Origin of the sequence: Streptomyces sp. NPDC006624, assembly GCF_040611555.1 — a bacterium.
Classification (GTDB): domain Bacteria; phylum Actinomycetota; class Actinomycetes; order Streptomycetales; family Streptomycetaceae; genus Streptomyces.
The window spans coordinates 426,535-452,511 of sequence record NZ_JBEXOM010000006.1 but is presented as its reverse complement, the minus strand read 5'-3'; the positions used below and the strand labels follow the sequence as shown (position 1 = coordinate 452,511).

The window sequence follows — 25,977 nt, the reverse complement described above, 5'->3', positions numbered from 1 at the left end:
TCCCTCCCCTAGGCCACCGTCGACTCGGAGTCGCCCACGTGGTGCTCCACGAAGGCCGCGGCCCGTTCCTCCGCCTCGATCTCGGCGGCGCGCAGGGCGTCCTCCGCGAGGTCGCTGGAGGACTCGGTCATCGCGCGGTCGGTGAAGACCAGGGGGCGTTCGGTCTCGGTGACGAGGTGTTTGACGACCTGGACGTTGCCGTTGACGTCCCAGACGGCGATGCCGGGGGTGAGGGTCGGGATGATCTCGACCGCCCAGCGGGGCAGGCCGAGGACGCGGCCGGTGGCCCTCGCCTCGTCCGCCTTCTGGGCGTAGATGGTCCTGGTCGAGGCCATCTTCAGGATCGCGGCCGCCTCCTTCGCCGCGGCGCCGTCGACGACGTCGGAGAGGTGGTGGACCACCGCCACGAACGACAGGCCGAGCCGCCGGCCGAACTTGAGCAGGCGCTGGAACAGCTGCGCCACGAAAGGGCTGTTGATGATGTGCCAGGCCTCCTCGACCAGGAAGATGCGCTTCTTCCGGTCGGGGCGGATCCAGGTGTGCTCCAGCCAGACGCCGACGATCGCCATGAGGATGGGCATGGCGATGGAGTTGCGGTCGATGTGGGACAGGTCGAAGACGATCAGCGGGGCGTCGAGGTCGATGCCGACCGTGGTGGGGCCGTCGAACATGCCGCGCAGGTCACCGTCGACCAGGCGGTCCAGGACCAGGGCGACGTCGAGGCCCCAGGCGCGGACGTCGTCTATGGCGACGTTCATCGCCTCGGCGGACTCGGGTTCGGGGTGGCGCAGTTGCTCGACGATGTCGGTCAGGACCGGCTGGCGGTCGACGATGGTCTCGTTGACGTAGGCGTGGGCGACCTTGAGGGCGAAGCCGGAGCGTTCGTCCAGGCCGTGGCCCATCGCGACCTCGATGATCGTGCGGAGCAGCGCGAGCTGGCCCGTCGTCGTGATCGCGGGGTCGAGCGGATTGAGGCGGATGCCGTGGTCCAGGGCGGCCATCGGGTCCAGGCGGATGGGAGTTATCCCCAGCTCCTGGGCGACGAGGTTCCACTCGCCGACGCCGTCCTCGCCCTGGGCGTCCAGGACGACGACCTGGCGGTCCTTGAAGCGGAGCTGGCGCAGCACGTACGTCTTCTCCAGCGCCGACTTGCCGTTGCCGGACTCGCCGAGGACCAGCCAGTGGGGGGCGGGGAGCTGCTGGCCGTAGAGCTGGAACGGGTCGTAGATGTAGCCCTTGCCGGAGTACACCTCGCGGCCGATGATGACGCCGGAGTCGCCGAGGCCGGGGGCGGCGGTCGGGAGGTAGACCGCCTGGGCCTGGCCCGTGGACGTGCGCACCGGGAGCCTGGTCGTCTCCACCTTCCCGAAGAGGAAGGAGGTGAAGGCGTCGGTGAGGACGGACAGCGGATCCCGCATCAGGTCCTACCTCCGAATGCCGGTGGCGAAGGGAAGGGTGTTCACGAAGGCGCGGTGGTGCTCGCGGTCGCACCACTCCAGCTTCAGGTACGACTTTCCCGCCGAGGCCCTGATCGTCCGCTTGTCGCGGGCGAGGGCGTCGGGGGAACGGGAGCTGACGGTGATGTAGCCGACGAGGTTGACGCCGGCGGCGCCGCTGGCGAGGTCCTCGCCGCGCTGGTCGAGCCGGGAGTGGGCGGCCACGTCGCGCGGGTCGACGGTGCGGTTCATCTTGGCGGCGCGGGACGCCTCGGCCTCGTCGTTGGTCTTCTCGGTGAGCATGCGCTCGATGGCGACCTCGGTGGGTTCGAGGTCCATGGTGACGGCGACGGTGCGGATGACGTCCGGGGTGTGGACGAGCAGCGGGGCGAGGAAGTTGACGCCGACGGGGGTCATCGGCCACTCCTTCACCCAGGCGGTGGCGTGGCACCAGGGGGCGCGGGTGGAGGACTCGCGGGTCTTGGCCTGGAGGTAGGTGGGCTCCATGGCGTCCAGCTCGGCCGGCCAGGCGTTGCGCTTGGTCATCGCCTGGATGTGGTCGATCGGGTGGTCCGGGTCGTACATGGAGTGGATCAGCGAGGACAGCCGGCTCTGGCCGAGGGGCTGGCGGACGCGGATGTCGGCTTCCTGCAGGCGTGAGCAGATGTCGGTGAGCTCGCGGGCCATGACGACGGCGAGCCCGGCGTCGCGGTCGACCTTGCCGCCGTGGGCGCGGGCGGCGCGGGCCATGGCGTTGGCCTCGGCGGCGAGGTCGCGCGTGTAGTGCATGCAGGCGACGAGGTAGGCGCGGTGCTGCTCGCTGCTGGTGGACACCATCGACTGGAGCTGCTCGTAGGAATGCTGCAGCCACGGTGGTGCCTTGTCGTCGCCGCGGACGGCGACGTCCTTGGCGTGGGCGTCGGGGTCGGCGGGCAGGGTGCGGGCGAGCATCTGCAGGCGGGTGACGAAGCCGTCGCCGTTGGCCACGTGCTTGAGCAAGGTGCCGAAGCGGTCGACGAGGGCTTCCTGGTCCTCGCTGTCGCGCAGGCCGACGCCGGGGCCCTCGATCTCGATGGCGGCGGTGACGGTCTTGCGGTCGGCGTGCAGGAGCACGGCGATCTCGTCGGGGCCGAAGGGGGCGGACAGCCAGGTGATGCGGCCGATGCCCGGGGGCGGGCCGACCTCGACCTCCTTGCCGTCCAGGCGGGTGCCGGCCTCGACGGCGGTGGAGCGGTAGGTGGCGCCCTGCTTGAGGGTGCGCTTGTAGCTGCGGTTGATCTCGAACCACTTGTAGAAGGTGCGGTGCTTGTACGGCACGTACACGGCGGCCAGGGCCAGCATCGGGAAGCCGGCGAGCAGCACGATGCGCAGGGACAGCACCGGGACGAGCAGGCCGCACATCATGCCGAGGAACGCGCCCACGACGATCAGGGCGATCTCGCCGGTCTCGCGGTTGCGGCCGATGATCGCGTTCGGCCGGGCGCGGCCGATCAGATACGTACGGCGGGGCGTGACCGGATGGGACACGTGGGACTCGGTCGTCAACGCCCTTCACCTCCCGTGCGGTTGGTACTGCTGTTGCGGGTGCTGCTGGCGTGCGGGGTGTTGACGGGGCTGCCCGAACGGGGTGCGGGTGCGGCGGAGGGGACAGGTCCGCCGCCGCCGTTCGAGGTGCGCCCGCTGTGCGCGGCGACTCCGCCGGAGGCGGGGTTGCTGGGGCGGGCGGCGGAGGACTGGCTGCCTCCGCCGTTGTTGTCGGCGCGGGTGCTGTGGGTCTTGATGCCCTGCGCGACGAGGGTGGCGGGGGAGCTGATGACCGCGGCGGCCTTGCTCTCCGCGCCCTGCATGAGGCGGTTGTTGCGGGAACCGGCGATCTCGTCGCCGAAGCCGGGGACGAAGCGGTAGATCATCGCGCTGGCGAAGATGGCGAGCAGGATGATGGCGAGGCCGGAGACGACGGCGGAGAAGGCGTCCGGGCCGTCGCCCGCGGAGAGTGCGCCGGCGAGCCCGAGGACGATGACGATGACGGGCTTGACCAGGATCACCGCGATCATGATGCCCGCCCAGCGGCGGACGTGGCCCCAGAGGTTCTTGTCGACGAGGCCGGCGTAGACGACGGTGCCGAGGAGGGCGCCGACGTAGAGGAGCGCCGCCCGGATGACGAGCTCCAGCCAGAGCACGCCGGCGGCGAGGATGCTGACCAGGGAGACGACGATCAGCATGATGGGGCCGCCGCCGATGTCCTCGCCCTTCTTGAGGGCCTCGGAGAAGGTGCCGAAGAAGGCGTCGGTCTGGTCGCCGGTGGCTTTGGCGAGGACCTCGGTGATGCCGTCGGTGGCCGATACGACGGTGTAGAGGATCAGCGGGGTGAAGGCGGAGGCCAGCACGGTCAGCCAGAGGAAGCCGATGGCTTCGGACAGGGCGGTGGTGAGGGGGACGCCGCGCACCGCCCGCTTGGCGACGGCCAGGAGCCAGAGCAGGAGCGTGAGGACCGTCGAGGCGGCGAAGACGACGGCGTACTGCTGGAGGAACTGGGGGTTGGTGAAGTCGACCTCGGCGGTCTCCTTCACGGCGTCACTGAGCTTGCCGACGGTCCAGGACGCGGCGTCGGCACAGCCCTTGGCGAGGGAGGAGAGGGGGTCGAGGGTGGAGGTGGGGTCGAGAGAGGGGTTGCCCCCGCCCGTACCGCTTCCGCTGCCGGTGTCGCCTTCGCAGATCTCCCTGGCCCTGCCCGAGAGCAGGGAGCAGTTGTCGCTGCTGGGCGAGGCGGACGGGGTGGGTGTGGGCGACGGCGTGGGGGCCGCGACCGCTCGGGTGGCGAACAGGACCAGGGTGGTCTGGACGGCGGTGAGGGTTGCGGCGACCTTCACTGCGCGGCGCGGGCTACCGGGCATACGTGAACCCTCCGAACTCCTCGACGGCCTTGGAGATGTCGTCGGACGTCGACACCTTGTTGTCGCCGTTGACCGGCGCGGGGCCTTCCTTCTGGGAGAAGCTGTCGACCTTCCAGTCGCCGTCGGCCCAGCGCAGCCGGAGGGTCATGGTGAACCAGTCGCTGGTGACGGGGTTCTGCGAACTCTCCCCTGTCATGCCGAACACGCCCGTGCACCAGACCTCGACGGTGGCGGTGCCGCCCGAGTAGTCGGTCGTCCTGGTGCCGACCGGCATGGTGCGTGAGACGTACGTGCTGCCCTTCGGCGCGTCGCCGTTCTCGTCCAGGCCCACCTTGTCCAGGAACGCCTTGTCGTAGACCTGGTCGAGGTTCTTCTCCAGCTCGGCGACTCTGCCGGCGTCGAAGACCTGGCGGACGATCTCCGGCCGCCGCGCGGGCTTGAGGATGTCGGCCGAGACCAGCACCACGGCGAAGTTCGCCGCCGCGCTCTCCGCCCCTTCCTGGTCCTGGGCGAAGCCCGACGGGATGCCCGCGGCGGACTTGGTCTTGACGGGGCGTTGGCCCGAGGGGGCGGTGGCGGAGGTCTCCGGTTTGTCGCCCGTGGTGTCCGTGGGGGACGACTCGTCCCCACCCCGGTTCGCGAAGGCGATCGCCGCGATCAGCAGGACCACCACGCCGACCACCGTGACCAGGCCGCGGGAGGACGAGCGGGGGCTCCGGCGCGGGGTGCCGTAGGGGTCCGTGGCCGGGTCGGGGAGGCGGGTGCGGGTCTGGCCCGTGCCGCCGTAGCCGCCGGAGGCCTCGTGTTCGTCACCGGGACTCATGCCGCGTACGCCCCCTCCACGTCGTGCGGAGACACTTCGACTCCTTGTACGACGGTAGCCGTGCTGGTTCCCGCGCGGGCGCGGTGTGGTGACTCGACATCAGGGAAACGCAACCTCAGCCGGTGGGCACGACGGGCGGGTGGGAAGAGGGGGAGCCGGGCGTGCCGGCCGGGACGGACGGTGCCCGGCCTACACGGCCATGCCGTACACGATGGTGAAGAGCGTGCCGAGGGAGCCGATGATGAAGACTCCTGTGAGGCCGGCGATGATGAGGCCCTTGCCCTGCTCCGCGCTGAAGGTGTCGCGCAGGGCCGTGGCGCCGATGCGCTGCTTGGCGGCGCCCCAGATGGCGATGCCCAGGCAGATGAGGATGGCCACCGCCATCACGACCTCGATCATCACCTTGGCCTCGTTGCCCAGGCTGCCGAAGGGGCCCCAGTCCGGAGCGATCCCGCCGATGATGGTGTTGATGTCTCCCTTGTCGGCCGCAAAGAGCATGTAAGTCACCGCCCCTGTTGGGTAGTTCCGCATCCTCTGCGGTCGTGCAGAGGTCAGGCCTCATTCTCGCCGACAATGACGCTGTCGTATGTCGACTTGGCGTCATTGAGTGGCGGGTTTCGTACGAATACCTTGCCACCGTTCGGCGCCGGCCCCTATAGGGGGCGTCGGGCGGCGTACGAAGGATCGTATGGTCACTCTGTGTATCACGGCAGGTCACGCCGGGCAATGAGGCCTGAGCGAAACCTGTCGTGTGGTTCCGTCGTTGTGCACTCTTATGACCAATGTCACCTTTGCGGCGCGTTTCTGACGGCCGATCGGATGAGTGGGGCGCGCCGGGTCGTGCCGGTGTTCTCCGGGTGAAGGCTACCCAACCCGGTGATGCGCCTTGTGCTCAGCGGGGCTTGAGGCCGTGCAGCAGGAGGTGGACGAGGTCCTCGATGCCGTCGAGGGCCGCCTCGGGGGCGAGCATGCCGGTCGCCGCGAAGGAGGCGACGCCCTGGAGGGCGGCGCCGGTCATCAGGGTGAGGTGGTGCGGGTCGCCCGCGATGATCTCGCCGCGTCGCTGGGCGTCGGCGAGGACCCGTTCGAGCGAGCCCACCGTCCGGTCGACGGCCGCTGCCATCTGCTCGGAGGCGCCGGGGTGGTGCTTGCGGGCGTACATCAGCTCCAGCAGCTCGGGGTTGCCGAGCGCGAAGGCGAGGTAGGCCCGGGCGAGGGCGGTGAGCCGCCGCTGCAGTGGGAGGGCGGGGTCGTCGGCGTCCGCGAGGGCCTGGCCCAGCCGGTCGTACCCGGTCAGCGCCAGGGCGTCGAGCAGGGCCTGCTTGTCCTTGAAGTGGCGGCCGGGCGCGGCGTGGCTGACGCCGGCCTCGCGGGCCAGTTCGCGCAGTGAGAGCGCGCCTGCGCCCTTCTCCCGCAGGGTGCGCTCGGCACCGGCGAGCAGGGCCGAACGCAGGTCTCCGTGGTGGTAGGGGCGGCTCTCTGGCATGCCCGCCATCGTATCCCGATGTTGACGGCGCCAGCATTGTGGTCACCGTCAGCATTGTTGTCATTGACAGCATTGTTGGCGGCGTCTACATTCAGGTCATGGCCGACGAACCGAACACGCAGAGCAACCAGACCTGGAGCGCGGAGCGCCTGCCCGACCTCACCGGGCGCACCGTGGTCGTCACCGGCGCCAACAGCGGCATCGGGCTCACCGCCACCGACGCGCTGGCCCGGGCGGGGGCGCACGTCGTCCTCGCCGTACGGGACACCGAGCGCGGACGGGCCGCGGCGGCGACCGTGCGCGGCAGCACCGAGGTGCGCCGGCTGGACCTGGCGGACCTGTCCTCCGTGCGGGCCTTCGCCGAACAGTGGCGGGAGCCGCTGCACGTGCTGATCAACAACGCCGGCGTGATGATGCTCCCGAGGCGGCGCACCAAGGACGGCTTCGAGATGCAGTTCGGCACGAACCACCTCGGCCACTTCGCCCTGACGAACCTGCTGCTGCCGCACATCACGGACCGCGTCGTCACGCTCGCCTCGGCCGCCCACCGCTGGGGCGGCGCCCGGATCCGCTTCGACGACCTGGACCTGTCCGCCTCCTACACCCCGCAGCGCGCCTACGCCCAGTCCAAGCTGGCCAACCTCCTGTTCACCCTGGAGCTCCAGCGCAGGCTCACCGAGTCGGGCTCCGCGGTCCGCGCCCTGGCCGCCCACCCGGGCTACGCCGCCACCAACCTCCAGAGCCACGCGGCCAGCCCGGCCGCCCGCGTCCTCATGCGCCTGGGCAACAGGTTCTTCGCCCAGGACGACCGGGCCGGCGCCCTGCCCACCCTCTTCGCCGCCACCCAGGACCTTCCCGGCGCCGGCTACGTCGGACCCGGCGGCTTCGCCGAGATGCGCGGCGCCCCGGCCCTGGTGGGCCGCTCCCGCGCGGCCAGCGACCCTGTGACGGCCCGTCGGCTGTGGCGGGTGTCGGAGGAGCTGACGGGGACGTCCTTCCCGTCGGCGTCGGACCGGCCGATCGGCGTCTGACGCTCCCCGGCGGTTCGCGCGTGACCCTCCCGTGCGCCGGGCGCTGCGGCCGTGCTCCCGCGGTGCCGCCCGTGCGGCGGTCCGTTCCCCCGTCCGCCCCCGACTCTCCCCGGCGTGATCATTCCCGGGCGCGGCGGCCGCCTCTACACTGAGCGGCGGACTCCTGGGCGGCGAGGGGCGGTTGACGGTGCGTAAGGCGTGGATCGTGGCGAGCGTTGCGATCAGTTCCGCCCTGGCCTTCGTGATGCTGCTCGTCGTCGGGGTCTACATCGTCGCCGGGAACCTGGTCAACGGCGTGAGCGGCGGGGCGAAAGCGCTGGCCAAGGGGTCGGTGCCCGCCGCGTACGCGGCCCTCGTGCAGAAGTGGGGCAACCTGTGCCCCGCCATCAGCCCGGCCCTGCTCGCCGCCCAGCTCTACCAGGAGAGCGGCTTCAACCCGAGGGCGCAGAGCCACGCCGCCGCACAGGGCATAGCGCAGTTCATCCCCGGCACCTGGGCCACCCACGGCATCGACGGCGACGGCGACGGCGACCGCGACGTGTGGGACCCGAAGGACGCGATCCCCTCCGCCGCGTCGTACGACTGCGAACTCGCCTCGTACGTGAAGAAGGTTGGCGGAAATCCGACCGAGAACATGCTGGCCGCCTACAACGCGGGCGCGTACGCGGTGATCAAGTACGGGGGCGTGCCGCCGTACAGCGAGACGCAGAACTACGTGAAGAGGATCACCGCCCTCTCGGAGAGCTTCGCGGCGCCCGTCGGCCGGGTCGATCCCTCCAAGCAGGCCGCCGGCGCGATCGAGTACGCGCAGAAGAAGCTCGGCACGCCCTACCTGTGGGGCGGTACCGGCACCGCTGAGCAGGGCGGACGCTTCGACTGCTCCGGGCTGACCCAGGCCGCCTACGAGAGCGTGGGCATCACGCTCCCGCGCGTCGCCAACGACCAGTACAACGCCGGTCCGCACCCCGACCGGGACGAACTGCTCCCCGGTGACCTGGTGTTCTTCTCGGACGACCTCACCAATTCGCGGGCCATCCGGCATGTCGGCATCTACGTGGGAGGCGGGTACATGATCGACGCGCCGCGGACCGGTGCCGTCATCCGGTTCGACCCGATCGACACCCCCGACTACTTCGGAGCGACCAGAGTGACCGAAGATGGCGCGAAAGCACTGCCCACGACGGTGTGAACCGCGTGTGAACCCACCCCCTGAGCTGCGGTGACGTATCTCTCTTCGATAACGTCTGCGTGATCATTCGGTGGAGTGTGGAACGTATCAACGGGGACCATGCGTTCCTGATGACGTAGCCGAGCAGCCGTCAGGAGTCATGTGTCACCGGCACATGCAGCGGAGGCGGATCTACAACCACGGGGGTGGCGTGAGCGGCGCACGCACGGGTGCGCCGGGAGAGACGACGAAGGGGCCGCAGCACCATGGCTGGACTCGCCGATTCCGGGTCGAACCCCGACGTCGACCTGCTGTACGACATCAACGGCCTGGCCAAGGCCGCGCCACCGTGGTTCGACCGCGTCATGGAGTACGTGGGCGAGTACGGGCTGTTGCTCGCCATCGTGCTGCTCGTGGTGTGGTGCTGGTGGACCGTGCGACGGCGCGGTGACGAGGACGCGGCGTCCACCGTCGCCGCCCTGGTCTGGGCGCCGCTGGCCGCCGGTGTGGCCGTGCTGGTGAACGTGCCGATACGGGGCTTCGTGGAGCGGCCCCGGCCGTTCCTCGACCACCAGGGGCTCGAGGTGCTCGTCCAGGGCAAGACCGACTACTCCTTCGTCAGCGACCACGCGACGATCGTGATGGCGCTGGCGGTCGGGCTGTTCGTCGCCCACCGCAGGTTCGGGCTCGTCGCTCTGGTGCTGGCCCTGTTCGGCGGGTTCATCCGGGTCTACATGGGCGTGCACTACCCGACGGACGTGGTCGGCGGGTTCGCGCTCGGGACGGCCGTGGCGCTGCTGCTGTCACCGGTGGCCATGGCGCTGCTGACGCCCGTGGTGAAGGCCGTCGAGCGCTCGCCCCGGGCGGGGTGGCTGGTGCGGGCCGGAGGGCGTGCCGGGGCACAGGACGCGGTGGTCCCCGAGGCGCGCAGCGAGCGGGCGTCCGAGCGGGACCTCGCCGCGTAGCGCCGGGCGGCTCACAGCGCCTGCGGGTGGCGGAAGAAGCGGTCCGGGTCGTACTGCTTCTTCAGCCGGGCCAGGCGCGCCGCCGCGTCTCCGTAGTAGGCCGTGCGCCAGTCGGTGAGCGTGGGGTCGGTGTAGTTCTGGTAGGCGGCGCCGGAGGCGTGCGGGCGCATCGCCCGGTGGGCCGAGGCCAGCCAGTCGCGCGCGGTCGTGCCGCTCGTGCCGGCCCGCCACGCGGCGATGTACTGGGCCAGCATGCGCGAACGGCGGTGCACGAAGGCCGTCGAGGTCGGGGAGACGCGGTTGACCGCGCCGCCGAGGGCCGTGAGGGCGATGCTGCCCGTGCCGCCGCGCACCGAGCCGATGCCGGACAGCAGCGCGCGGATGCCGGCCGCGGACAGGGAGCGGTCGAAGAAGTCCGACGCGGCGGCGTAGGTCTCGCGGCCCAGGGCGCCCTGCGGGGAGCGGCCCGGTGTCGAGCCCGGCAGATGGCACTGGGCGTCCGTCGGGAACGAGGAGCAGCCGGCGTACACCTCCATCGACTCCTCGTACGAGCGGCGCTTGAGGGAGACGCTGCGTGCCGGGGCGCCCACGCGGTCGGCGAGGCGGTCGACGGCGTTCTGCAGCTCGCCGTGGGTGCCGAGGGAGAACGCCGCGACGGACACGGTCGGCGTGCCGCCCGCGGCGTTGGCCAGGTGCAGCGACGACCAGATCTCGTCGGGCTGGGCCGGCCCCCACTCCTGCCAGGCCCGCACCACCGCGGCCGCCTTCGACCAGGGCCAGGACAGGTACGCCGAGACGCCCTGCGGGGCCGGGTGGGTCCGGAAGTGCAGCTCCGTCACGACGCCGAAGTTGCCGTTGCCCGCGCCGCGCAGGGCCCAGAACAGGTCCTTGTTCTCCCGGGCGTCGGCCGTGAGCTGCTTGCCGTCGGCGGTGATCAGGGTGGCCCGGGTGAGGCTGTCGCAGGTCAGGCCGTAGGCGCGGGAGACCACGCCGTGTCCGCCGCCGAGGGTGAGGCCGGAGACGCCGACGGTGGGGCAGGAGCCGGCGGGGATGGTGACGCCCTTGGCGGCGAGGGCGCGGTAGACGTCGATCAGTTTGGCGCCGGCGCCGACCACGGCGGTGTCGCCGGAGGCCCGGACGCGGTCCAGCTTCGAGACGTCGATGATCAGGCGGCCGTCGCCGGAGGACCAGCCGGCGTAGGAGTGGCCGCCGTTGCGGATCGCCACGCGCAGGGCGTGGGCGCGGGCGTAGGCCAGGGCCGTGCGGATGTCGTCCGTGTGGGCCGCGTACGCCACGGCGGCGGGCTTGAGGGTGTCGAAGCGGGTGTTGTAGAGCTGCCGGGCCGTCTGCCACGCGCGGTCGCCGGGGCGGACCAGGGGGCCGTCGAGGTCCCGGGCGAGGGCGGACCAGTCGGCCGCGGCGGAGTTCGCGGTCGTGGTGGTGCGCGTGGTCGTGGCCGGGGGCCGGGAGCGGGGGGTGCCCCTCGATGTGGTGCAGGCGGCGGCGAAGGGCGTCGCGGCCGCGGCGACGGCCGCCGTGCCGGCGGTGAGGAGTGTGCGGCGTTCCACGGGGCCTCCCGGTCGTTCCGTCGTGGGAGACGGGGTGGTGGGGGCGGGGGTTCCATGACGCCGGTCCCCGCCGGGGGGAGCGCCCGCGGCCGGGTTCCTCAGTCCGTGGTGTGTCGCTCCGCGTCCGTGCGCGCCTGGCTTCTCGCTCGTCTCGCCGGGCCGTACCAGCCGCAGGTGCACCGGGCCACGCAGAAGCGGCCCTTCTCCTGCGTCGTCGTGCGGTGTTCCGGGAGGTTGGGGGGAGGTGCCGGCCCGTCCGTCTGCGCCACGCCGACCACCGTACCCAGCCCGGGTGAACGGCGTGTGGACCGGTGGGGGCCCGCCCGCGTGACGGGGGCACATGCCCGTCGTTAACCGGAACGACGAGGGGGCCCGTGACGGACGTACCGGCTGGGGGTAGGCAGGCGATGACTGGGCGGCAGCGCGAACGGCGACGCGGGCGGACGGGTGCGGCGCTCGTCGCGGCCGGGGTCGCGACCGCGGTGGGCATCGGGGCCGGAGGGTGCGCGGGCGGGGACGCCGTCGCCGGGGACGCGCGGGGCGGGGACGCCGTCGCCACCCTGCGCGGGGCCGCCGACCGGCTGGTGGAGGCGGGCAGTTCCAAGGCGCGGACGTCGATGGAGATGGCCACCGGCGGGACCCGGGTGACCATCCGGGGCGCCGGGGTCTACGACTACCGCGAGCGGCTCGGGCAGCTCAGGGTGCTGCTGCCGCAGGACCCCGCCGGCGCCGAGGAACGCCGGCCCATCACCGAACTGCTCGCGCCCGGGGCCCTGTTCATGAAGAACCGGGGCGCCGGGGTGCCCCCGGACAAGTGGGTGCGGGTGGAGACGCGGACGCTGTCCGACGGGAACCTGGTCACCGGCGGGGCCACCGATCCGCTCACGGCGGCCGAGGTGCTGCGCGGGACGCGCTCGGCGCGGTACGTGGGCCGGACCGAGGTCGCGGGCACCGGCGTGCGGCACTACCGCGGGACGGCCCACCTCGGGGACGCGGCCGAGCGGGCCTCGAAGGGGAACGCGGGGTCGCTGCGCGCGGCGGCGAAGGGGTTCGCCACGGCCGAGGTGCCGTTCGACGCCTACCTCGACGACGAGGGGCGCGTCCGCAAGGTCCGGCACCGGTTCAGCTTCGTCAACGGGCAGCAGAAGAAGCCCGTGGCCGTCGCCTCGACCACCCTTCTCTACGCCTTCGGGGCCCCGGTCCGCGTGCGGCTGCCGGACGAGGACGACATCTACGCGGGCCGGATCGCCGAGGAGTGACCGGCGTGAACTAGCCCGTCCGTGCCATGCGCGGTGTGTGGGCCGCTCCCTACTCTAGGAAGTCGGCAACGGCAGGGACGAGGTGACGCACGTGGCTCCGGTCGGCGGTACGGCAGTTCAGGACCACGTGGCCCTCGCGGAGATCGAGCTGTGCGGGGAGCTGATCATCGCGGCCTCGGCCGCGCAGGAGCGGCTCAGCCTGGAGAGCATCGACGAGGTGCTGAGGGTCGCCGAGGAGCGCGACGCCTCCGGGCGCTGAACCCGGCTCAGGTCCGCAGCATGCGGGCGATCGCCTGGGTCGCCTCTTTGACCTTGGCGTCGATCTCGTCACCGCCCTTGACGGCCCCCTGAGCGGAGCTCTCGACGGCTGCCGTGGCGACGCAGTGCCGCAGGTGCTCCTCCAGCAGCTGCAGGGCGAAGGACTGCAGGGCCTTGGTGGAGGCGGAGACCTGCGTGAGTATGTCGATGCAGTAGACGTCCTCGTCGACCATGCGCTGCAGACCGCGGATCTGGCCCTCGATGCGCCGCAGGCGCTTGAGGTGCTCGTCCTTCTGCTTGTGGTAGCCGTGCACCCCGTGGTCGTGGTCGGTCACGGCCGGCGCACCGGGGTCGGCGGTGACTTGGGCGACAGCTGTGGCGTCGGTCACGTCCGTCATCGCTTCCTCCTGGATGGCCCCGAGCAGACATATACCCCTACTGGGTATATCGTACCGAACTTTCCCGGGTATACGGCCCTGGTACCGCCCCCGTGCTCACCACTGTGCCCCATGGGCGACACTGGTGGGCGGCCCGATAGCCGTGGCCGGATGATGCGCCTAGCATCAGCCTGACCGAAACCGAAGCACCCCGAGGACCCCACGTGCGCTTTCGTCTGACCCCCAGGGAGACGAGCTTCTACGACATGTTCGCCGCCTCCGCGGACAACATCGTCACGGGCTCGAAGCTCCTGATGGAACTGCTCGGGGCGGACGCATCCGCCCGGGCCGAGATCGCAGAGCGTATGAGGGCAGCGGAACACGCAGGTGACGACGCCACGCACGCGATCTTCCACCAGCTGAACTCCTCCTTCATCACGCCGTTCGACCGCGAGGACATCTACTCCCTCGCCTCGTCCCTCGACGACATCATGGACTTCATGGAGGAGGCCGTCGACCTGGTCGTCCTCTACAACGTCGAGGAACTGCCCAAGGGCGTCGAGCAGCAGATCGAGGTGCTGGCGCGCGCGGCCGAACTCACGGCCGAGGCGATGCCGCACCTGCGGACCATGGAGAACCTCACCGAGTACTGGATCGAGGTCAACCGGCTGGAGAACCAGGCCGACCAGATCCACCGCAAGCTGCTCGCGCACCTCTTCAACGGCAAGTACGACGCCATCGAGGTCCTCAAGCTCAAGCAGATCGTGGATGTGCTGGAGGAGGCGGCGGACGCGTTCGAGCACGTGGCGAACACGGTGGAGACCATCGCCGTCAAGGAGTCCTGATCCCTTCATGGACACCTTCGCTCTGGTCGTGACCATCGCGGTCGCGCTCTTCTTCACGTACACCAACGGTTTCCACGACTCGGCGAACGCGATCGCCACGTCCGTCTCGACCCGGGCGCTGACGCCCCGGGCCGCGCTGGCGATGGCCGCGGTGATGAACCTCGCCGGTGCCTTCCTGGGCTCCGGGGTCGCCAAGACCGTCAGCGAGGGCCTGATCCAGACACCGGAGGGGTCGAAGGGGATGGGCATCCTCTTCGCCGCGCTGGTGGGCGCCATCGTCTGGAACCTCATCACCTGGTACTTCGGGCTGCCCTCGTCCTCCTCCCACGCGCTGTTCGGCGGCATGGTCGGGGCGGCGCTGGCCGGCGGGACGACGGTCTACTGGGACGGGGTGCTGGAGAAGGTCGTCATCCCCATGTTCATCTCGCCGGTGGTCGGTCTGATCGCCGGTTACCTGGTGATGACCGCGATCCTGTGGATCTTCCGCAAGGCCAACCCGCACAAGGCCAAGCGCGGATTCCGCATAGCCCAGACCGTCTCGGCGGCCGGCATGGCGCTGGGGCACGGTCTGCAGGACGCGCAGAAGACGATGGGCATCGTGGTGATGGCCCTCGTCATCGCGGACGTCGAGGACTACGGCGACCCGATCCCGGTGTGGGTCAAGGTCGCCTGCGCGGTGATGCTGTCGCTGGGCACCTACGCCGGCGGGTGGCGCATCATGCGGACCCTCGGGCGCAAGATCATCGAGCTGGATCCGCCGCAGGGCTTCGCGGCGGAGACCACGGGCGCCACGATCATGTTCACCACGGCGTTCCTCTTCAAGGCGCCGATCTCCACCACCCACGTGATCACCTCGGCCATCATGGGCGTCGGGGCGACCAAGCGCGTCAACGCCGTGCGGTGGGGCGTCGCCAAGAACATCATCCTGGGGTGGTTCATCACGATGCCGGCCGCCGCGCTCGTCGCCGCCCTCTCGTTCGGGATCGTGAACCTGGCGTTCCTGTAGAGCGGACGGGCACGCCGACCAGCGGCCCGCAGCGCACACGAAGAGGCCCGCCCCTGGGAGCAGGGGCGGGCCCTTTTTCGGCCTCGCGGTGGCACCGCCATGCAGCACCGCGAGGAGTCTCGCGCCGGGTGGGCTCAGCCGAAGCGGCCGGAGATGTAGTCCTCCGTGGCCTGGACCGACGGGTTGGAGAAGATCCGCTCGGTGTCGTCGATCTCGATGAGCTTGCCGGGCTGGCCGACCGCCGCGAGGTTGAAGAACGCCGTGCGGTCCGAGACGCGCGCCGCCTGCTGCATGTTGTGCGTCACGATGACGATCGTGAAGCGCTCCTTCAGCTCGCCGATCAGGTCCTCGATCGCCAGCGTGGAGATCGGGTCGAGTGCGGAGCAGGGCTCGTCCATGAGCAGGACGTTCGGCTCGACCGCGATCGCCCGGGCGATGCACAGGCGCTGCTGCTGACCGCCGGACAGGCCCGAGCCGGGCTTGTTCAGGCGGTCCTTCACCTCGTTCCAGAGGTTCGCGCCCTTGAGCGACCGCTCGACGATGTCGGAGAGCTCGCTCTTCTTGTAGTTGCCGTTCAGCCGCAGGCCCGCCGCCACGTTGTCGAAGATCGACATCGTCGGGAACGGGTTCGGCCGCTGGAACACCATGCCGACCTCGCGGCGCACCGACACCGGGTCGATGCCGTTGCCGTACAGGTCCTCGTCGTCCAGCAGGACCTTGCCCTCGACACGGCCGCCCGAGGTCACCTCGTGCATCCGGTTCAGGGTGCGCAGGAACGTGGACTTGCCGCAGCCGGACGGGCCGATGAACGCCGTCACCGAGCGCGGCTCGACGGTCATCGAGATGTCCTCGATCGCCTTGTGGGAGCCGTAGTAGGCGGTCAGTCCGCTTACGTCGATTCGCTTGGCCATGATTGCTTCACTTCCAGACAGTCAGATCAGTCGCCGTGGCCGCTTCAGCGACCGGTCTTCGGGGCCTTCCAGCGGGCGATACCGCGGGCCGCCAGGTTCAGGACCATGATGAACGCGATGAGCGTCAGGGCCGCCGCCCAGGCCCGGTCGTACGCCGCGCCCGAGCCGCCGCTGTTGGCGTACTGCAGGTAGATGTACATCGGCAGTGAGGCCTGCGGGTCGCTGAAGGGGTTGGCGTTGATGAAGTTCGTACCCCAGACCAGCAGCAGCACGGGGGCGGTCTCACCGGTGATGCGCGCGATCGCGAGCATCACGCCGGTGGTGATGCCGCCGACGGACGTCGGGATGACGACCTTCAGGATGGTGCGCCACTTCGGCACGCCCAGCGCCAGCGACGCCTCGCGCAGCTCGTTCGGGACGAGCTTGAGCATCTCCTCGGTGGAGCGGACCACCACGGGGATCATCAGGATGCACAGGGCGAGCGAGCCGGCGAAGCCGGACGGGCCCAGGTCGAACATCAAGACGATGCTGAGGATGAACAGACCCGCGACGATCGACGGGATGCCCGTCATGACGTCGACGAAGAAGGTGACGGCCTGGGCGAGCCGGCCGCGCCCGTACTCGACGAGGTAGACCGCGGTCAGCACGCCGACCGGCACGGAGATCAGGGTGGCGATGCCCACCTGCTCCAGCGTGCCGAGGATGGCGTGGTAGATGCCGCCGCCGGGCTCGCTGTCGGCGACCACACCCATCGAGTGGGTGAGGAAGTACATGTCGAAGACCTTCACACCGCGCAGCACGGTCTCCCAGATGAGGGAGGCCAGCGGGATCACGGCGAGGAGGAAGGCGACCCACACCATGCTGGTCGCCGTCCGGTCCTTGGCCTGCCGCTTGCCCTCGACGGCCGCGGAGATGGCGTACGACCCGACGACGAAGAGGAGCGAGGCGATCAGGGCCCACTGGATGTCGCTCTGCAGCCCGGCGGCGGCGCTGATGCCGTAGCCCGCGGCGGCCGAGCCGGCGGCGACCGCCCAGGCGAACCACTTGGGCAGGCTCGCGCCGCGCAGGGAGCTCGGGTTCTTGGCCGGCTTGCCGGCGAGAGATGCGTTGCTCATGCGTTGGCCCCCGAGTACTCCTTGCGGCGGGCGATGATGAGGCGGGCTGCGCCGTTGACCAGCAGGGTGATGACGAAGAGCACGAGACCGGAGGCGATCAGCGCGTCCCGGCCCAGCTCGGTGGCCTCGTTGAACTTGCTGGCGATGTTCTGGGCGAAGGTGCCACCGCCCGGGTTGAGCAGGCTGGTGGTGATGTCGAAGGTCGGCGAGAGCACCATCGCGACGGCCATGGTCTCGCCGAGGGCGCGGCCGAGGCCGAGCATCGAGGCGGAGATGACGCCGGAGCGGCCGAAGGGCAGCACGGACATCCGGATGACCTCCCAGCGCGTGGCGCCGAGGGCCAGGGCGGCTTCCTCGTGCATCTGGGGGACCTGGCGGAAGACCTCGCGGCTCACGTTGGTGATGATCGGCAGGATCATGATCGCGAGCAGGATGCCGACGGTGAACAGCGAGCGGGCGGCGCCGCCGTTCCACTGGAAGACGCCGGTCCAGCCGAGGTAGTCGTCCAGCCAGCCGTAGAGCCCGTCCATCTGCGGCACCAGGACGAGGGCGCCCCACAGGCCGTAGACGATGGACGGCACCGCGGCGAGCAGGTCGACCACGTAGGCGATGGGGCCGCCGAGCCTGCGCGGCGCGTAGTGCGTGATGAACAGGGCGATGCCGACCGCGACCGGAACCGCGATGACCATGGCGATGATCGACGACACGATGGTGCCGAAGGCCAGGACCGCGATGCCGAAGACGGGCGGGGCGCCACTGGGGTTCCACTCGAAGGTGGTGAAGAAGTTGGCCTCGTCCTTGCCGATGGCGAGGACGGCGCGGTAGGTCAGGAAGGCCGCGATGGCGGCCATGATCACCAGCACGAGGATGCCGGATCCGCGGGAGAGCCCGAGGAAGATCCGGTCGCCGGGGCGGGTGGCGCCGCGTGCGGCGCGCTTCTGCTCGGCCGTGCCGGGGAGGGGGGACGTCGGAGGGGTGCTTGGCTTCTGTGTCGTTATGTCCATCGGGTTCTCCGGTCTGCGGAGCCGTCCGTGGTCCGGAGGGCTCCTGGCGGCGGTGCACCGGACGGTGCGGCCCGTCCCCGGTCGGGGCCGGGCCGCACGCTCGGGTCAGCTCAGACCGTTGACGGTCTCGCGGACCTTGGTGATGACCTCGTCGGGCATCGGGGCGTAGTCGGCGTCCGTCAGCACTCCCTGGCCGTCCTCGGAGGCCATGTAGTTCAGGAAGGACTTGACGGCGGGCAGGGTCTCGGCCTTGTTGCCCTTGTCGCAGACGATCTCGTAGGTCACCAGCGTGATCGGGTAGGCGCCGTCGGCCTTGGTCGCGTAGTCGAGCTTCAGCGCGAGGTCCTTGCCGGTGCCGACCTGCTTGGCGGCGGCGATGGCCTTGGTGGCGTTGTCCAGGGTGGCCTCGACCGGCTGGGAGGCGCCGGTGTCGATGCTGACCGTCTTCATGCCGTCCTTGGCGTAGGACAGCTCGAAGTACGAGATCGCGCCCTGGGTCTGCTTCACCTGCTGCGCCAGGCCGGAGGAGCCCTGCGCGGACTGGCCGCCCTTGGCCTCCCAGGCCTTGCCCGGCTCGTACTTCCAGTCGTTCGGCGCGGCGGCCTTCAGGTACTTGGTGAGGTTGTCCGTGGTGCCGGACTCGTCCGAGCGGTGGAAGGCCTGGATCTTGAGGTCGGGCAGCTTGGCGTCGGGGTTGAGCTTGGCGATCGCCGGGTCGTTCCACTGGGTGATCTTGTTGTCGAAGATCTTGGCGAGCGTGGCGGCGTCCAGCACCAGGCTGTCGACGCCCGGGACGTTGAAGCCGATGGCGATCGGCCCGCCGACCATCGGCAGGTCGATGGCCTGGCCGCCGGAGCAGACCTTCTTCGACTGCTCGACCTCTTCGGGCTTCAGCGCGGAGTCCGAGCCGGCGAAGGCGGTCTGGCCCTGCAGGAAGGCGGTGATGCCCGCGCCCGAGCCGGTCGGGTTGTAGTTGACCTGCACGTTCTTGCAGGCCGCGGTGTACTGCTTGACCCAGGCGTCGATGGCGTTCTTCTGCGCCGAGGAGCCCGACGCCTGCAGCTGGCCCTTGGCGTCGTCGCACTTGATGTTGCTCGGCGCCGCGTTGGAGGAGTCGCCGCCGGCGCTGTTGCCGCCGGTGTCGTCGGAGCCGCACGCCGTGAGGGCCAGGGCGCCGGAGACGGCGAGAGCACCGAGAGCGAGGGCCCGCCGGTTCATGCGCTGAAGCTTCACTTGAGTTCCTTCCAGGAGCCGCCGTCCTGATCGGCGGCGTGCGAAGTCTGGGTGTCGCTGACACGGACCCGCGCAGGCGCGGCTCGCGTCGTAAGGCCGAAATTAGGCAGATCAGGTGAAGCCGCCGATGGCCGCACATGAACGAGGGGTGAACCCCTGCCGACGGTGTGGTTAGGTCACGGAATGCTCACGGGGAGAACACGTGGGGATTCCGGTCGGCTGGTGTGTCGTGCCGTGCGACGGCGGACCGTGCTACTCCGGTCCGCCGGCCGGGCGGGGTCCGTGCAGCGCGTCGAGCAGGGCGTCGACGTAGGGGCGGTCGTGGGGCTGGGTGAGCTGGGCGCGGGCCTTCTCCGGTGACAGCCACAGCACCCGGTCCACCTCGTCCGTCGGGGTAAAATCGCAGGTCACGGCCTCGGCAGCCCAGTAGCGCACCTGCTTGGGGCGGCCGTTCGCCGTGTAGCGCACGGCCGGCAGCTCGGCGCCCGGCACGGCACGGCAGCCGGTCTCCTCCGCCACCTCGCGCAGCGCCCCGGCGCGTGCCTCCTCGCCGCGCTTGAGTTTGCCCTTCGGCCACGACCAGTCGTCGTATTTCGGCCGGTGGACGAGGCAGAGCTCCAGTTCGCCGGTGCCGGGGGCGCGGCGCCACAGGATGCAGCCCGCCGCCTGAACGGTGGTGTCCTCGGGGGTGCTCACCGGTGGGTCACCGCCTCCTTGAGTGCCGTGCCTGGTCATGACGCGCTGACGGTCTCCTTCTGCCACGCCTGCTGGAAGGCGAACCGGGCGGCCTCCACCTCGTGCCGCTGGTCGGCGTGGAGCACGCCGAGGGCGTACGCGGTGGCCGGGGCGATCCGGGGGGTGCGGGCCGCCTGCGCCGCCGCCGCTGCCGCCTCCGAGGCGTCGCGGTGCCGGTTCAGGGCCTGGCCGGCGGCGAGCAGGCGCGGTGCGGCGACGGGGTCGCCGGCAAGCTCCCCGCGGACCGCCTCGCGCGCGTAGCGGTGCAGGCGCAGCAGCAGGCGGACCTGGTGCCAGGGGGCGTCCTGGGGGTGCGGGACGGTGTCCGGGGAGAGGCCGTGGACGAGGGCCGCCGCGTTGTACGGGTTGCCCGCGGTGACGAGGGGCAGGGCGGTCACGGCGTCCCTGAGGCGGTCCTCGGCCGCGCCGGCGAGGGGGCGCAGGTCCGTGGCGGCCGCGCCGGCGGTGAGGGGGACCTCGCTGGCCAGGACCGCGACCCTGTCCGCGACGGCGTGGAAGCGGCTGGAGCCCAGGGCCTGCAGGGCGGTGGAGTGGGCCCGGGTGCGGGCCAGGGTGAGCTGGCGGTCCAGGAGGGCGCCGGCTTTGGCCGCGCCCACGGTCAGGTTGCCGCGCTCCGCCGCCGGGGCCGGGGGGTTGCGCGGCACGGTGGCACGACCGCCCGCGGCCGGGTCGAGGGCCGGGGACGGGGCGGGGACCGTCGAGCCCGACAGGCGGTGCAGGGCCGTCAGCAGCCGCTCCAGGCGTGCGGTGTAGGCGTGCTCCATGGCCAGGGTGCCCGACACCCAGGCCAGTTCGGGCCGCATCGCCTCGGACCACTCCGCGTCCAGCAGGGACTGGAAGGTGTGCAGGCTGGCGCTGATGCGGCGGGCCGAGCGGCGCAGGGCGCGGGCCGCGTCGGCGGACCCGTCCGAGCCGTTGGCGCCCGGGCCGGTCTCCCGGTGCAGGCGCAGCGCCCGGAGGAACTCCGTGGCCTGGGCCCGCAGGTAGCCCGCGAGGGTGTCCCCCGTGGGGGCGGGCCCGGTCAGGGGGTTCGTCGGGTCAAGGTGTCGCTGTGCCACGCCGGCGCCTCCGGGCGTCTATGAGCATCTCCTGGATATTGCGCAGGGGCTGGCCGTCCGCGTCGGTGGCGTGCCGGGTCCAGTCGCCGTCCGGGCCGAGGTGCCAGGAGGCGGTGGTGTCGGACATGCCGGTCTCCAGCAGCCGGTTCAGAGCCGCCCGGTGGGCCGGGTCGGTGACCCGGACGAGGGCCTCTATCCGGCGGTCGAGGTTGCGGTGCATCATGTCGGCGCTGCCGATCCACACCTCGGGCTCGCCGCCGTTGCCGAAGCCGAACACCCGGGAGTGCTCCAGGAAGCGGCCGAGGATGGAGCGGACCCGGATGTTCTCCGACAGGCCCGTCACGCCCGGGCGCAGCGCGCAGATGCCGCGCACCCACACGTCGACCGGCACGCCCGCCTGGGACGCGCGGTAGCAGGCGTCGATGACGGCCTCGTCGACCATCGAGTTGACCTTGATGCGGACGTGCGCGGGACGTCCGGCGCGGTGGTGCTGGATCTCCTTGGTGATCCGCGAGACCAAACCGTCGCGCAGGGACTTGGGGGCGACGAGCAGCCGGCGGTAGGTCTCGCGGCGGGAGTAGCCGGAGAGGCGGTTGAAGAGGTCCGAGAGGTCCGCGCCGACCTGCGGGTCGGCGGTGAGCAGGCCGAGGTCCTCGTAGAGGCGGGCCGTCTTCGGGTGGTAGTTGCCGGTGCCGACGTGGCTGTAGCGGCGCAGCGTCTCGCCCTCCTGGCGGACCACCAGCGACAGCTTGCAGTGGGTCTTCAGCCCGACCAGGCCGTAGACCACGTGGCAGCCGGCCTCCTCCAGCTTGCGCGCCCACTTGATGTTGGCGTGCTCGTCGAAGCGGGCCTTGATCTCGACCAGCACCAGGACCTGCTTGCCGGACTCGGCCGCCTCGATGAGGGCGTCGACTATGGGGGAGTCGCCCGAGGTGCGGTACAGGGTCTGCTTGATCGCCAGGACGTCCGGGTCGCCGGCCGCCTGCTCCAGGAAGGCCTGCACGGACGTGGAGAACGAGTCGTACGGGTGGTGCAGCAGCACGTCCCGCTCGCGCAGCGCGGCGAAGATGTCCGGCGCGGACGCCGACTCGACCTCGGCGAGGTCGCGGTGGGTGCCGGCGACGAACTTGCGGTACTTCAGCTCCGGGCGGTCCAGGGAGGCGATGCGGAAGAGGCCCGTGAGGTCCAGGGGGCCGGGCAGCGGGTACACCTCGGCCTCGCTGACCTTCAGCTCGCGCACCAGCAGGTCCAGGACCTCGCGGTCGATGGACTCCTCGACCTCCAGGCGCACCGGCGGCCCGAAGCGGCGGCGCATGAGCTCCTTCTCCAGCGCCTGGAGCAGGTTCTCCGCGTCGTCCTCCTCGACCTCCAGGTCCTCGTTGCGGGTGAGCCGGAAGGCGTGGTGCTGCAGCACCTCCATGCCCGGGAACAGCTCCTCCAGGTGGGCGGCGATGACGTCCTCGATGGGGACGTAGCGGCCCGGGGAGCTCTCCAGGAAGCGGGACAGCAGCGGCGGCACCTTCACCCGGGCGAAGTGCTTGTGGCCCGTCACCGGGTTCCGTACGACGACGGCCAGGTTCAGGGACAGGCCGGAGATGTACGGGAAGGGGTGCGCCGGGTCGACGGCCAGCGGGGTCAGCACGGGGAAGATCTGGTGCCGGAACAGGGTGAACAGGCGGGCCTGCTCCTTCTCCTGCAGCTCGCTCCAGCGGACCAGGTGGATGCCCTCCTCCGCGAGTGCGGGGGCGACGTCCTCGTGGTAGCAGGCGGCGTGCCGGGCCATCAGCTCGCGCGAGCGGGCCCAGATCATCTCCAGCACCTCGCGGGGCTGCAGGCCGGAGGCGGAGCGGGTGGCCACGCCGGTGGCGATACGGCGCTTCAGGCCGGCCACCCGGACCATGAAGAACTCGTCCAGGTTGCTGGCGAAGATCGCGAGGAAGTTGGCCCGCTCCAGCAGGGGCGTGTTCGGGTCCTCGGCGAGTTCGAGCACGCGCTCGTTGAACGCGAGCCAGCTGCGCTCCCGGTCGAGGAAACGACCCTGCGGCAGCTGGACGCCGTCGGTCCGGGACTCCTCGTACGCGTCGAGGTCGGCGTCGATGTCGGGTTCCAGGTCGGAGACGGCCGCTGCGACCGTGTGGGGCCGGTGGGCCGCGATGGAGCCCACGGAGGGCTGCGCGTGCTGGACCTTTGCCTGGGTGTTCGGCTGGCTCATGGATCCATTCTTCCGCGCCGCGAGCATCACGGGCGCGTCGGAAAGCGCGGGCGGGAGCGGGGGTGTCACATGAGTGCTCCCGTTTCCCTCCTGACCCTCGCGGGGCGGGGGAGGCTCTGGCACGGCGGGATTCATTGGCCGAGCGTCGCAAGCCCGTCTGAATCGATGGTTACGGAGACATGACGTGTGGGATAGCGCGGGGCGGCCCGCGGGGGTCTCGGGGCCCCTGTCCCGGGCGGCCGGGCCGCCCACAGGCTGTGGAAAATCCCCGTGACATGTGCCGTGCGGCCCGCGCGTCCATCCCCCCGTGGAAGGACGCGCGGACCGGGTTCAGGGGAGGCGGCGGGTCAGGAGCAGGAACGCGGCGGACGTCGCCGCGGCGGCCACGGCCAGCAGCAGGCCGGTCTCCATGAGCTGCAGGGGCCAGAAGTGGGAGGACGGGTGTTCGTGCATGAGCCTCGGGGTGCCCAGGGGCCACAGGCGCGGGCGAATCTCGTCGAGGACGTAGATCAGGCTCGACTCGGCCAGGACCGCGGCGGCGAGGGCGGGCAGCGAGCGGCGCAGCAGCAGGCCCGCCAGGACGCCGAGGGTCAGGGCGGTCAGGGCGTGGGCGGTGGCGAGGATGCCGTTGGCTTCGAAGATGCCGTCGTCGTGCCACGCGCGCCAGCCCAGGAGGTGCGCCAGGTGCTGGTCCGACGACCAGAGCGCGCGGTGCACCAGGGTGAGCGCGAGGGTGCCCGGCACGAGCAGCAGCGCCGGGACGGCGAGCTTGGCGGCCAGCCAGCGGGTGGGGGAGAGCGACTGGGTCCAGGCCAGCTGGGCGGTGCCGTTCTCCAGCTCGCGGCCGATCAGCGCGCCGCCCGCCCAGGCCGCCGTGAGCAGGGGCAGGAGCGAGAGGAGCCCGGAGCCGAGCGTCACGACCGTGTCGTAGCGCAGGCCCGCGGGGCCCGGGAGGTCGCAGCCCGGGGTCGGGGCGCCCCCGTCGCAGTTCATCGCCCGGTACTCGGCCCAGGTGCTGTCCCCTCCCGGGCCGAGCGCCCACAGCAGCGCGCCCGCGGCCACCGCCACCAGCCCCAGCCAGAACCACAGCGCCGACAGGTGCAGGCGGAGCAGGGCGCGCAGCAGGCCGCGCGAGGACGCCGCGCGGGCGGCGGCGGGTGCCTCGGAGGTCACGGCGGTCACGGCGGTCATGCGGCGGCCTTTCGGGTGTCGAGCAGCAGCGGCGGCGCCTCGGGCGCGCGCAGGTGGGCGAGGACCAGTTCCTCCAGGGAGGGGCGGTCCGCCCGCAGGCCGTCGCCCAGCGGGCCCGCGGGCCGGACCAGGGCGGTGAGCTGGCGGCCGGTGGTGCGGGACTCGACCACGGTGTGCGCGTCGAGGGGGGTGTCCGCCCGGCCCGTGACCAGGGTGTGCGCGGACAGCAGGTCGTCCAGCGGGCCGGCGAGCCGGACCCGGCCGGCGCCGAGCAGCAGCAGGTGGTCGCAGGCGCCCTCCAGCTCGGCGACGACGTGCGAGGACATGACGACCGTGGTGCCGCGCTCGGCGGCGTCCGCCATGAGGGCCGCCGTCAGCTGGTGCCGGGCGAGCGGGTCGAGGTCGGCCATGGGCTCGTCGAGCAGCAGCAGCTCCGGGCTCTTGCCGAGGGCCAGGGCGAGCGCGACGCGGGTGCGCTGTCCGCCCGAGAGCGAGCGGATCTTCGCGTCCGGGTCGAGATCGCCCTCCGCGACGATCCGCTCGGCGGTCCGGGCGTCCCAGCGGCGGGGGTTGAGGTCACGGCCCAGCCGCAGGGTGCCGGCGACGGTGAGCTGGGGGTGCAGGGGCTTTTTCTGGGCGACGTACGCCAGTCGTTCGCGGGCCGCCGCCGGGGGCCGGCCGAGCACGGTGATCGAGCCCTCGCCGGGCCTGAGCAGCCCGGCGGCCAGGGCGAGCAGCGTGGACTTGCCCGCGCCGTTCGGGCCGGTGAGGGCGCACACGCTGCCCGCGGGAAGCCGGAAGGAGCAGCCGTCCAGGGCCGGTCTGCGGCGGCGCCCGAACCTCCTGCCCAGCTCCGCCGCCTCGATGGCGGTGTCGGTCATGCGTCCCCCTTGGCGTGCGCGTCGAAGTGCGCGTCGAGTACGGAAGTGAACAGGGCGGCCACGTCCTCGCGTTCCAGGCCGGCCGCGCGGGCCCGGGCCGCCCAGGCGTCCAGCTCCGCGCGCAGCGGCGAGTCGGCGGGCGTCGTGCCCAGGGATCTGCGCACGAACGTGCCGAGCCCGCGGCGCGCCTCGACCAGGCCCTCGCGCTCCAGCTCCCGGTAGGCCTTCAGGACGGTGTTCGGGTTGATGGCGGTGGCCTCGACGACCTCGCGGGCCGTGGGCAGGCGGTCGCCCGGCTCCAGCAGGCCCAGGCGCAGGGCCTGCTTGGTCTGCTGGACGATCTGGACGTAGGTGGCCACGCCGCTGCGCCGGTCGATGCGGTACTCGACCACTGCTGGAACCACCCTTTCACTAATTGAGTAGTGAAAGGGTGGTGGAACGGGTGAGGGAAAGTCAAGTGCGGTGCGGTGAACCGTTCGAGCCGGCTCGTCCGATGAGGA

25 protein-coding genes are annotated in these 25,977 nt (G+C 71.3%); 7 read left to right on the top strand and 18 right to left on the bottom strand.

Annotated elements, in window-relative coordinates; genetic code table 11:
* Window positions 1-8: 8 nt before the first annotated feature.
* The 6 genes from ABZY20_RS15150 to ABZY20_RS15125 form a co-directional block, all read right to left on the bottom strand.
* Entirely contained in the window at window positions 9-1,418 is a 1,410-nt protein-coding gene (locus ABZY20_RS15150) for an ATP-binding protein (protein WP_356441684.1), read from the bottom strand.
* 6 nt (window positions 1,419-1,424) lie between these two features.
* On the bottom strand, window positions 1,425-2,981 hold the full coding sequence (locus tag ABZY20_RS15145) for an SCO6880 family protein (RefSeq protein WP_356441682.1): 1,557 nt from the start codon (window positions 2,979-2,981) through the stop codon (window positions 1,425-1,427).
* The gene (locus tag ABZY20_RS15140; protein ID WP_356441680.1) at window positions 2,978-4,330 is read right to left on the bottom strand and encodes a hypothetical protein; all 1,353 of its coding nucleotides are present in this window, start codon (window positions 4,328-4,330) and stop codon (window positions 2,978-2,980) included. The genes ABZY20_RS15145 and ABZY20_RS15140 overlap by 4 nt, the downstream gene beginning before the upstream one ends.
* Window positions 4,320-5,153: a hypothetical protein gene (locus tag ABZY20_RS15135; protein ID WP_356441678.1), complete on the bottom strand. Its 834-nt coding sequence runs from the start codon at window positions 5,151-5,153 to the stop codon at window positions 4,320-4,322. Before ABZY20_RS15135 ends, ABZY20_RS15140 begins: the two co-directional genes overlap by 11 nt.
* Window positions 5,154-5,342: 189 nt before the next feature.
* Complete coding sequence (locus ABZY20_RS15130) at window positions 5,343-5,651, bottom strand: hypothetical protein (protein WP_004000049.1); 309 nt, start codon at window positions 5,649-5,651, stop codon at window positions 5,343-5,345.
* 394 nt (window positions 5,652-6,045) lie between these two features.
* A complete protein-coding gene (locus ABZY20_RS15125) occupies window positions 6,046-6,648 on the bottom strand; it encodes a TetR/AcrR family transcriptional regulator (RefSeq protein WP_356441676.1) in 603 nt (200 codons plus the stop codon).
* A gap of 89 nt (window positions 6,649-6,737) precedes the next feature.
* Here ABZY20_RS15125 and ABZY20_RS15120 point away from each other — a divergent pair, with 89 nt between their 5' ends.
* From ABZY20_RS15120 to ABZY20_RS15110, 3 genes are all read left to right on the top strand, one after another.
* Window positions 6,738-7,670, top strand: a complete 933-nt coding sequence (locus tag ABZY20_RS15120) for an oxidoreductase (protein ID WP_356441674.1) — start codon at window positions 6,738-6,740, stop codon at window positions 7,668-7,670.
* A 181-nt stretch (window positions 7,671-7,851) separates the two neighbouring features.
* Window positions 7,852-8,859 (top strand): NlpC/P60 family protein, encoded by a 1,008-nt coding sequence (locus ABZY20_RS15115; protein ID WP_356441673.1) that lies wholly within the window; start codon window positions 7,852-7,854, stop codon window positions 8,857-8,859.
* A gap of 245 nt (window positions 8,860-9,104) precedes the next feature.
* Entirely contained in the window at window positions 9,105-9,803 is a 699-nt protein-coding gene (locus ABZY20_RS15110; RefSeq protein ID WP_356441671.1) for a phosphatase PAP2 family protein, read from the top strand.
* Window positions 9,804-9,814: 11 nt separating this feature from the next.
* Here the strand turns inward: ABZY20_RS15110 and ABZY20_RS15105 are convergent, their stop codons facing one another.
* Complete coding sequence (locus ABZY20_RS15105) at window positions 9,815-11,371, bottom strand: FAD-binding oxidoreductase (RefSeq protein ID WP_356441670.1); 1,557 nt, start codon at window positions 11,369-11,371, stop codon at window positions 9,815-9,817.
* A gap of 407 nt (window positions 11,372-11,778) precedes the next feature.
* Here ABZY20_RS15105 and ABZY20_RS15100 point away from each other — a divergent pair, with 407 nt between their 5' ends.
* On the top strand, window positions 11,779-12,630 hold the full coding sequence (locus ABZY20_RS15100; protein ID WP_356441669.1) for a hypothetical protein: 852 nt from the start codon (window positions 11,779-11,781) through the stop codon (window positions 12,628-12,630).
* Window positions 12,631-12,721: 91 nt separating this feature from the next.
* Window positions 12,722-12,889: a hypothetical protein gene (locus ABZY20_RS15095; protein ID WP_356441739.1), complete on the top strand. Its 168-nt coding sequence runs from the start codon at window positions 12,722-12,724 to the stop codon at window positions 12,887-12,889.
* A gap of 7 nt (window positions 12,890-12,896) precedes the next feature.
* Here ABZY20_RS15095 and ABZY20_RS15090 read toward each other — a convergent pair whose 3' ends face one another.
* On the bottom strand, window positions 12,897-13,286 hold the full coding sequence (locus ABZY20_RS15090; RefSeq protein ID WP_356441668.1) for a metal-sensitive transcriptional regulator: 390 nt from the start codon (window positions 13,284-13,286) through the stop codon (window positions 12,897-12,899).
* Between the two features lie 203 nt (window positions 13,287-13,489).
* Here ABZY20_RS15090 and ABZY20_RS15085 point away from each other — a divergent pair, with 203 nt between their 5' ends.
* Complete coding sequence (locus ABZY20_RS15085) at window positions 13,490-14,110, top strand: DUF47 family protein (RefSeq protein ID WP_020269925.1); 621 nt, start codon at window positions 13,490-13,492, stop codon at window positions 14,108-14,110.
* Window positions 14,111-14,117: 7 nt separating this feature from the next.
* On the top strand, window positions 14,118-15,116 hold the full coding sequence (locus tag ABZY20_RS15080) for an inorganic phosphate transporter (protein ID WP_356441667.1): 999 nt from the start codon (window positions 14,118-14,120) through the stop codon (window positions 15,114-15,116).
* A gap of 134 nt (window positions 15,117-15,250) precedes the next feature.
* Here ABZY20_RS15080 and pstB read toward each other — a convergent pair whose 3' ends face one another.
* From pstB to ABZY20_RS15030, 10 genes are all read right to left on the bottom strand, one after another.
* On the bottom strand, window positions 15,251-16,027 hold the full coding sequence (pstB, locus tag ABZY20_RS15075; protein WP_356441665.1) for a phosphate ABC transporter ATP-binding protein PstB: 777 nt from the start codon (window positions 16,025-16,027) through the stop codon (window positions 15,251-15,253).
* Between the two features lie 44 nt (window positions 16,028-16,071).
* Window positions 16,072-17,142, bottom strand: coding sequence for a phosphate ABC transporter permease PstA (pstA, locus tag ABZY20_RS15070; RefSeq protein WP_356441663.1), 1,071 nt, complete (start codon window positions 17,140-17,142; stop codon window positions 16,072-16,074).
* On the bottom strand, window positions 17,139-18,146 hold the full coding sequence (gene pstC, locus ABZY20_RS15065) for a phosphate ABC transporter permease subunit PstC (protein WP_356441661.1): 1,008 nt from the start codon (window positions 18,144-18,146) through the stop codon (window positions 17,139-17,141). The genes pstA and pstC overlap by 4 nt, the downstream gene beginning before the upstream one ends.
* A gap of 105 nt (window positions 18,147-18,251) precedes the next feature.
* Window positions 18,252-19,379 (bottom strand): phosphate ABC transporter substrate-binding protein PstS, encoded by a 1,128-nt coding sequence (gene pstS / locus ABZY20_RS15060; protein ID WP_356441659.1) that lies wholly within the window; start codon window positions 19,377-19,379, stop codon window positions 18,252-18,254.
* A gap of 252 nt (window positions 19,380-19,631) precedes the next feature.
* On the bottom strand, window positions 19,632-20,075 hold the full coding sequence (locus tag ABZY20_RS15055) for an NUDIX hydrolase (protein WP_356441657.1): 444 nt from the start codon (window positions 20,073-20,075) through the stop codon (window positions 19,632-19,634).
* Window positions 20,076-20,110: 35 nt separating this feature from the next.
* Window positions 20,111-21,193: a CHAD domain-containing protein gene (locus ABZY20_RS15050; protein ID WP_356441655.1), complete on the bottom strand. Its 1,083-nt coding sequence runs from the start codon at window positions 21,191-21,193 to the stop codon at window positions 20,111-20,113.
* Window positions 21,174-23,405, bottom strand: coding sequence for an RNA degradosome polyphosphate kinase (locus ABZY20_RS15045; RefSeq protein ID WP_356441654.1), 2,232 nt, complete (start codon window positions 23,403-23,405; stop codon window positions 21,174-21,176). Before ABZY20_RS15045 ends, ABZY20_RS15050 begins: the two co-directional genes overlap by 20 nt.
* 330 nt (window positions 23,406-23,735) lie before the next feature.
* The gene (locus ABZY20_RS15040) at window positions 23,736-24,596 is read right to left on the bottom strand and encodes an ABC transporter permease (protein WP_356441653.1); all 861 of its coding nucleotides are present in this window, start codon (window positions 24,594-24,596) and stop codon (window positions 23,736-23,738) included.
* Window positions 24,593-25,477, bottom strand: coding sequence for an ABC transporter ATP-binding protein (locus tag ABZY20_RS15035; RefSeq protein ID WP_356441652.1), 885 nt, complete (start codon window positions 25,475-25,477; stop codon window positions 24,593-24,595). The genes ABZY20_RS15040 and ABZY20_RS15035 overlap by 4 nt, the downstream gene beginning before the upstream one ends.
* Window positions 25,474-25,869 (bottom strand): GntR family transcriptional regulator, encoded by a 396-nt coding sequence (locus ABZY20_RS15030; protein ID WP_356441735.1) that lies wholly within the window; start codon window positions 25,867-25,869, stop codon window positions 25,474-25,476. Before ABZY20_RS15030 ends, ABZY20_RS15035 begins: the two co-directional genes overlap by 4 nt.
* Between the last annotated feature and the right edge of the window lie 108 nt (window positions 25,870-25,977).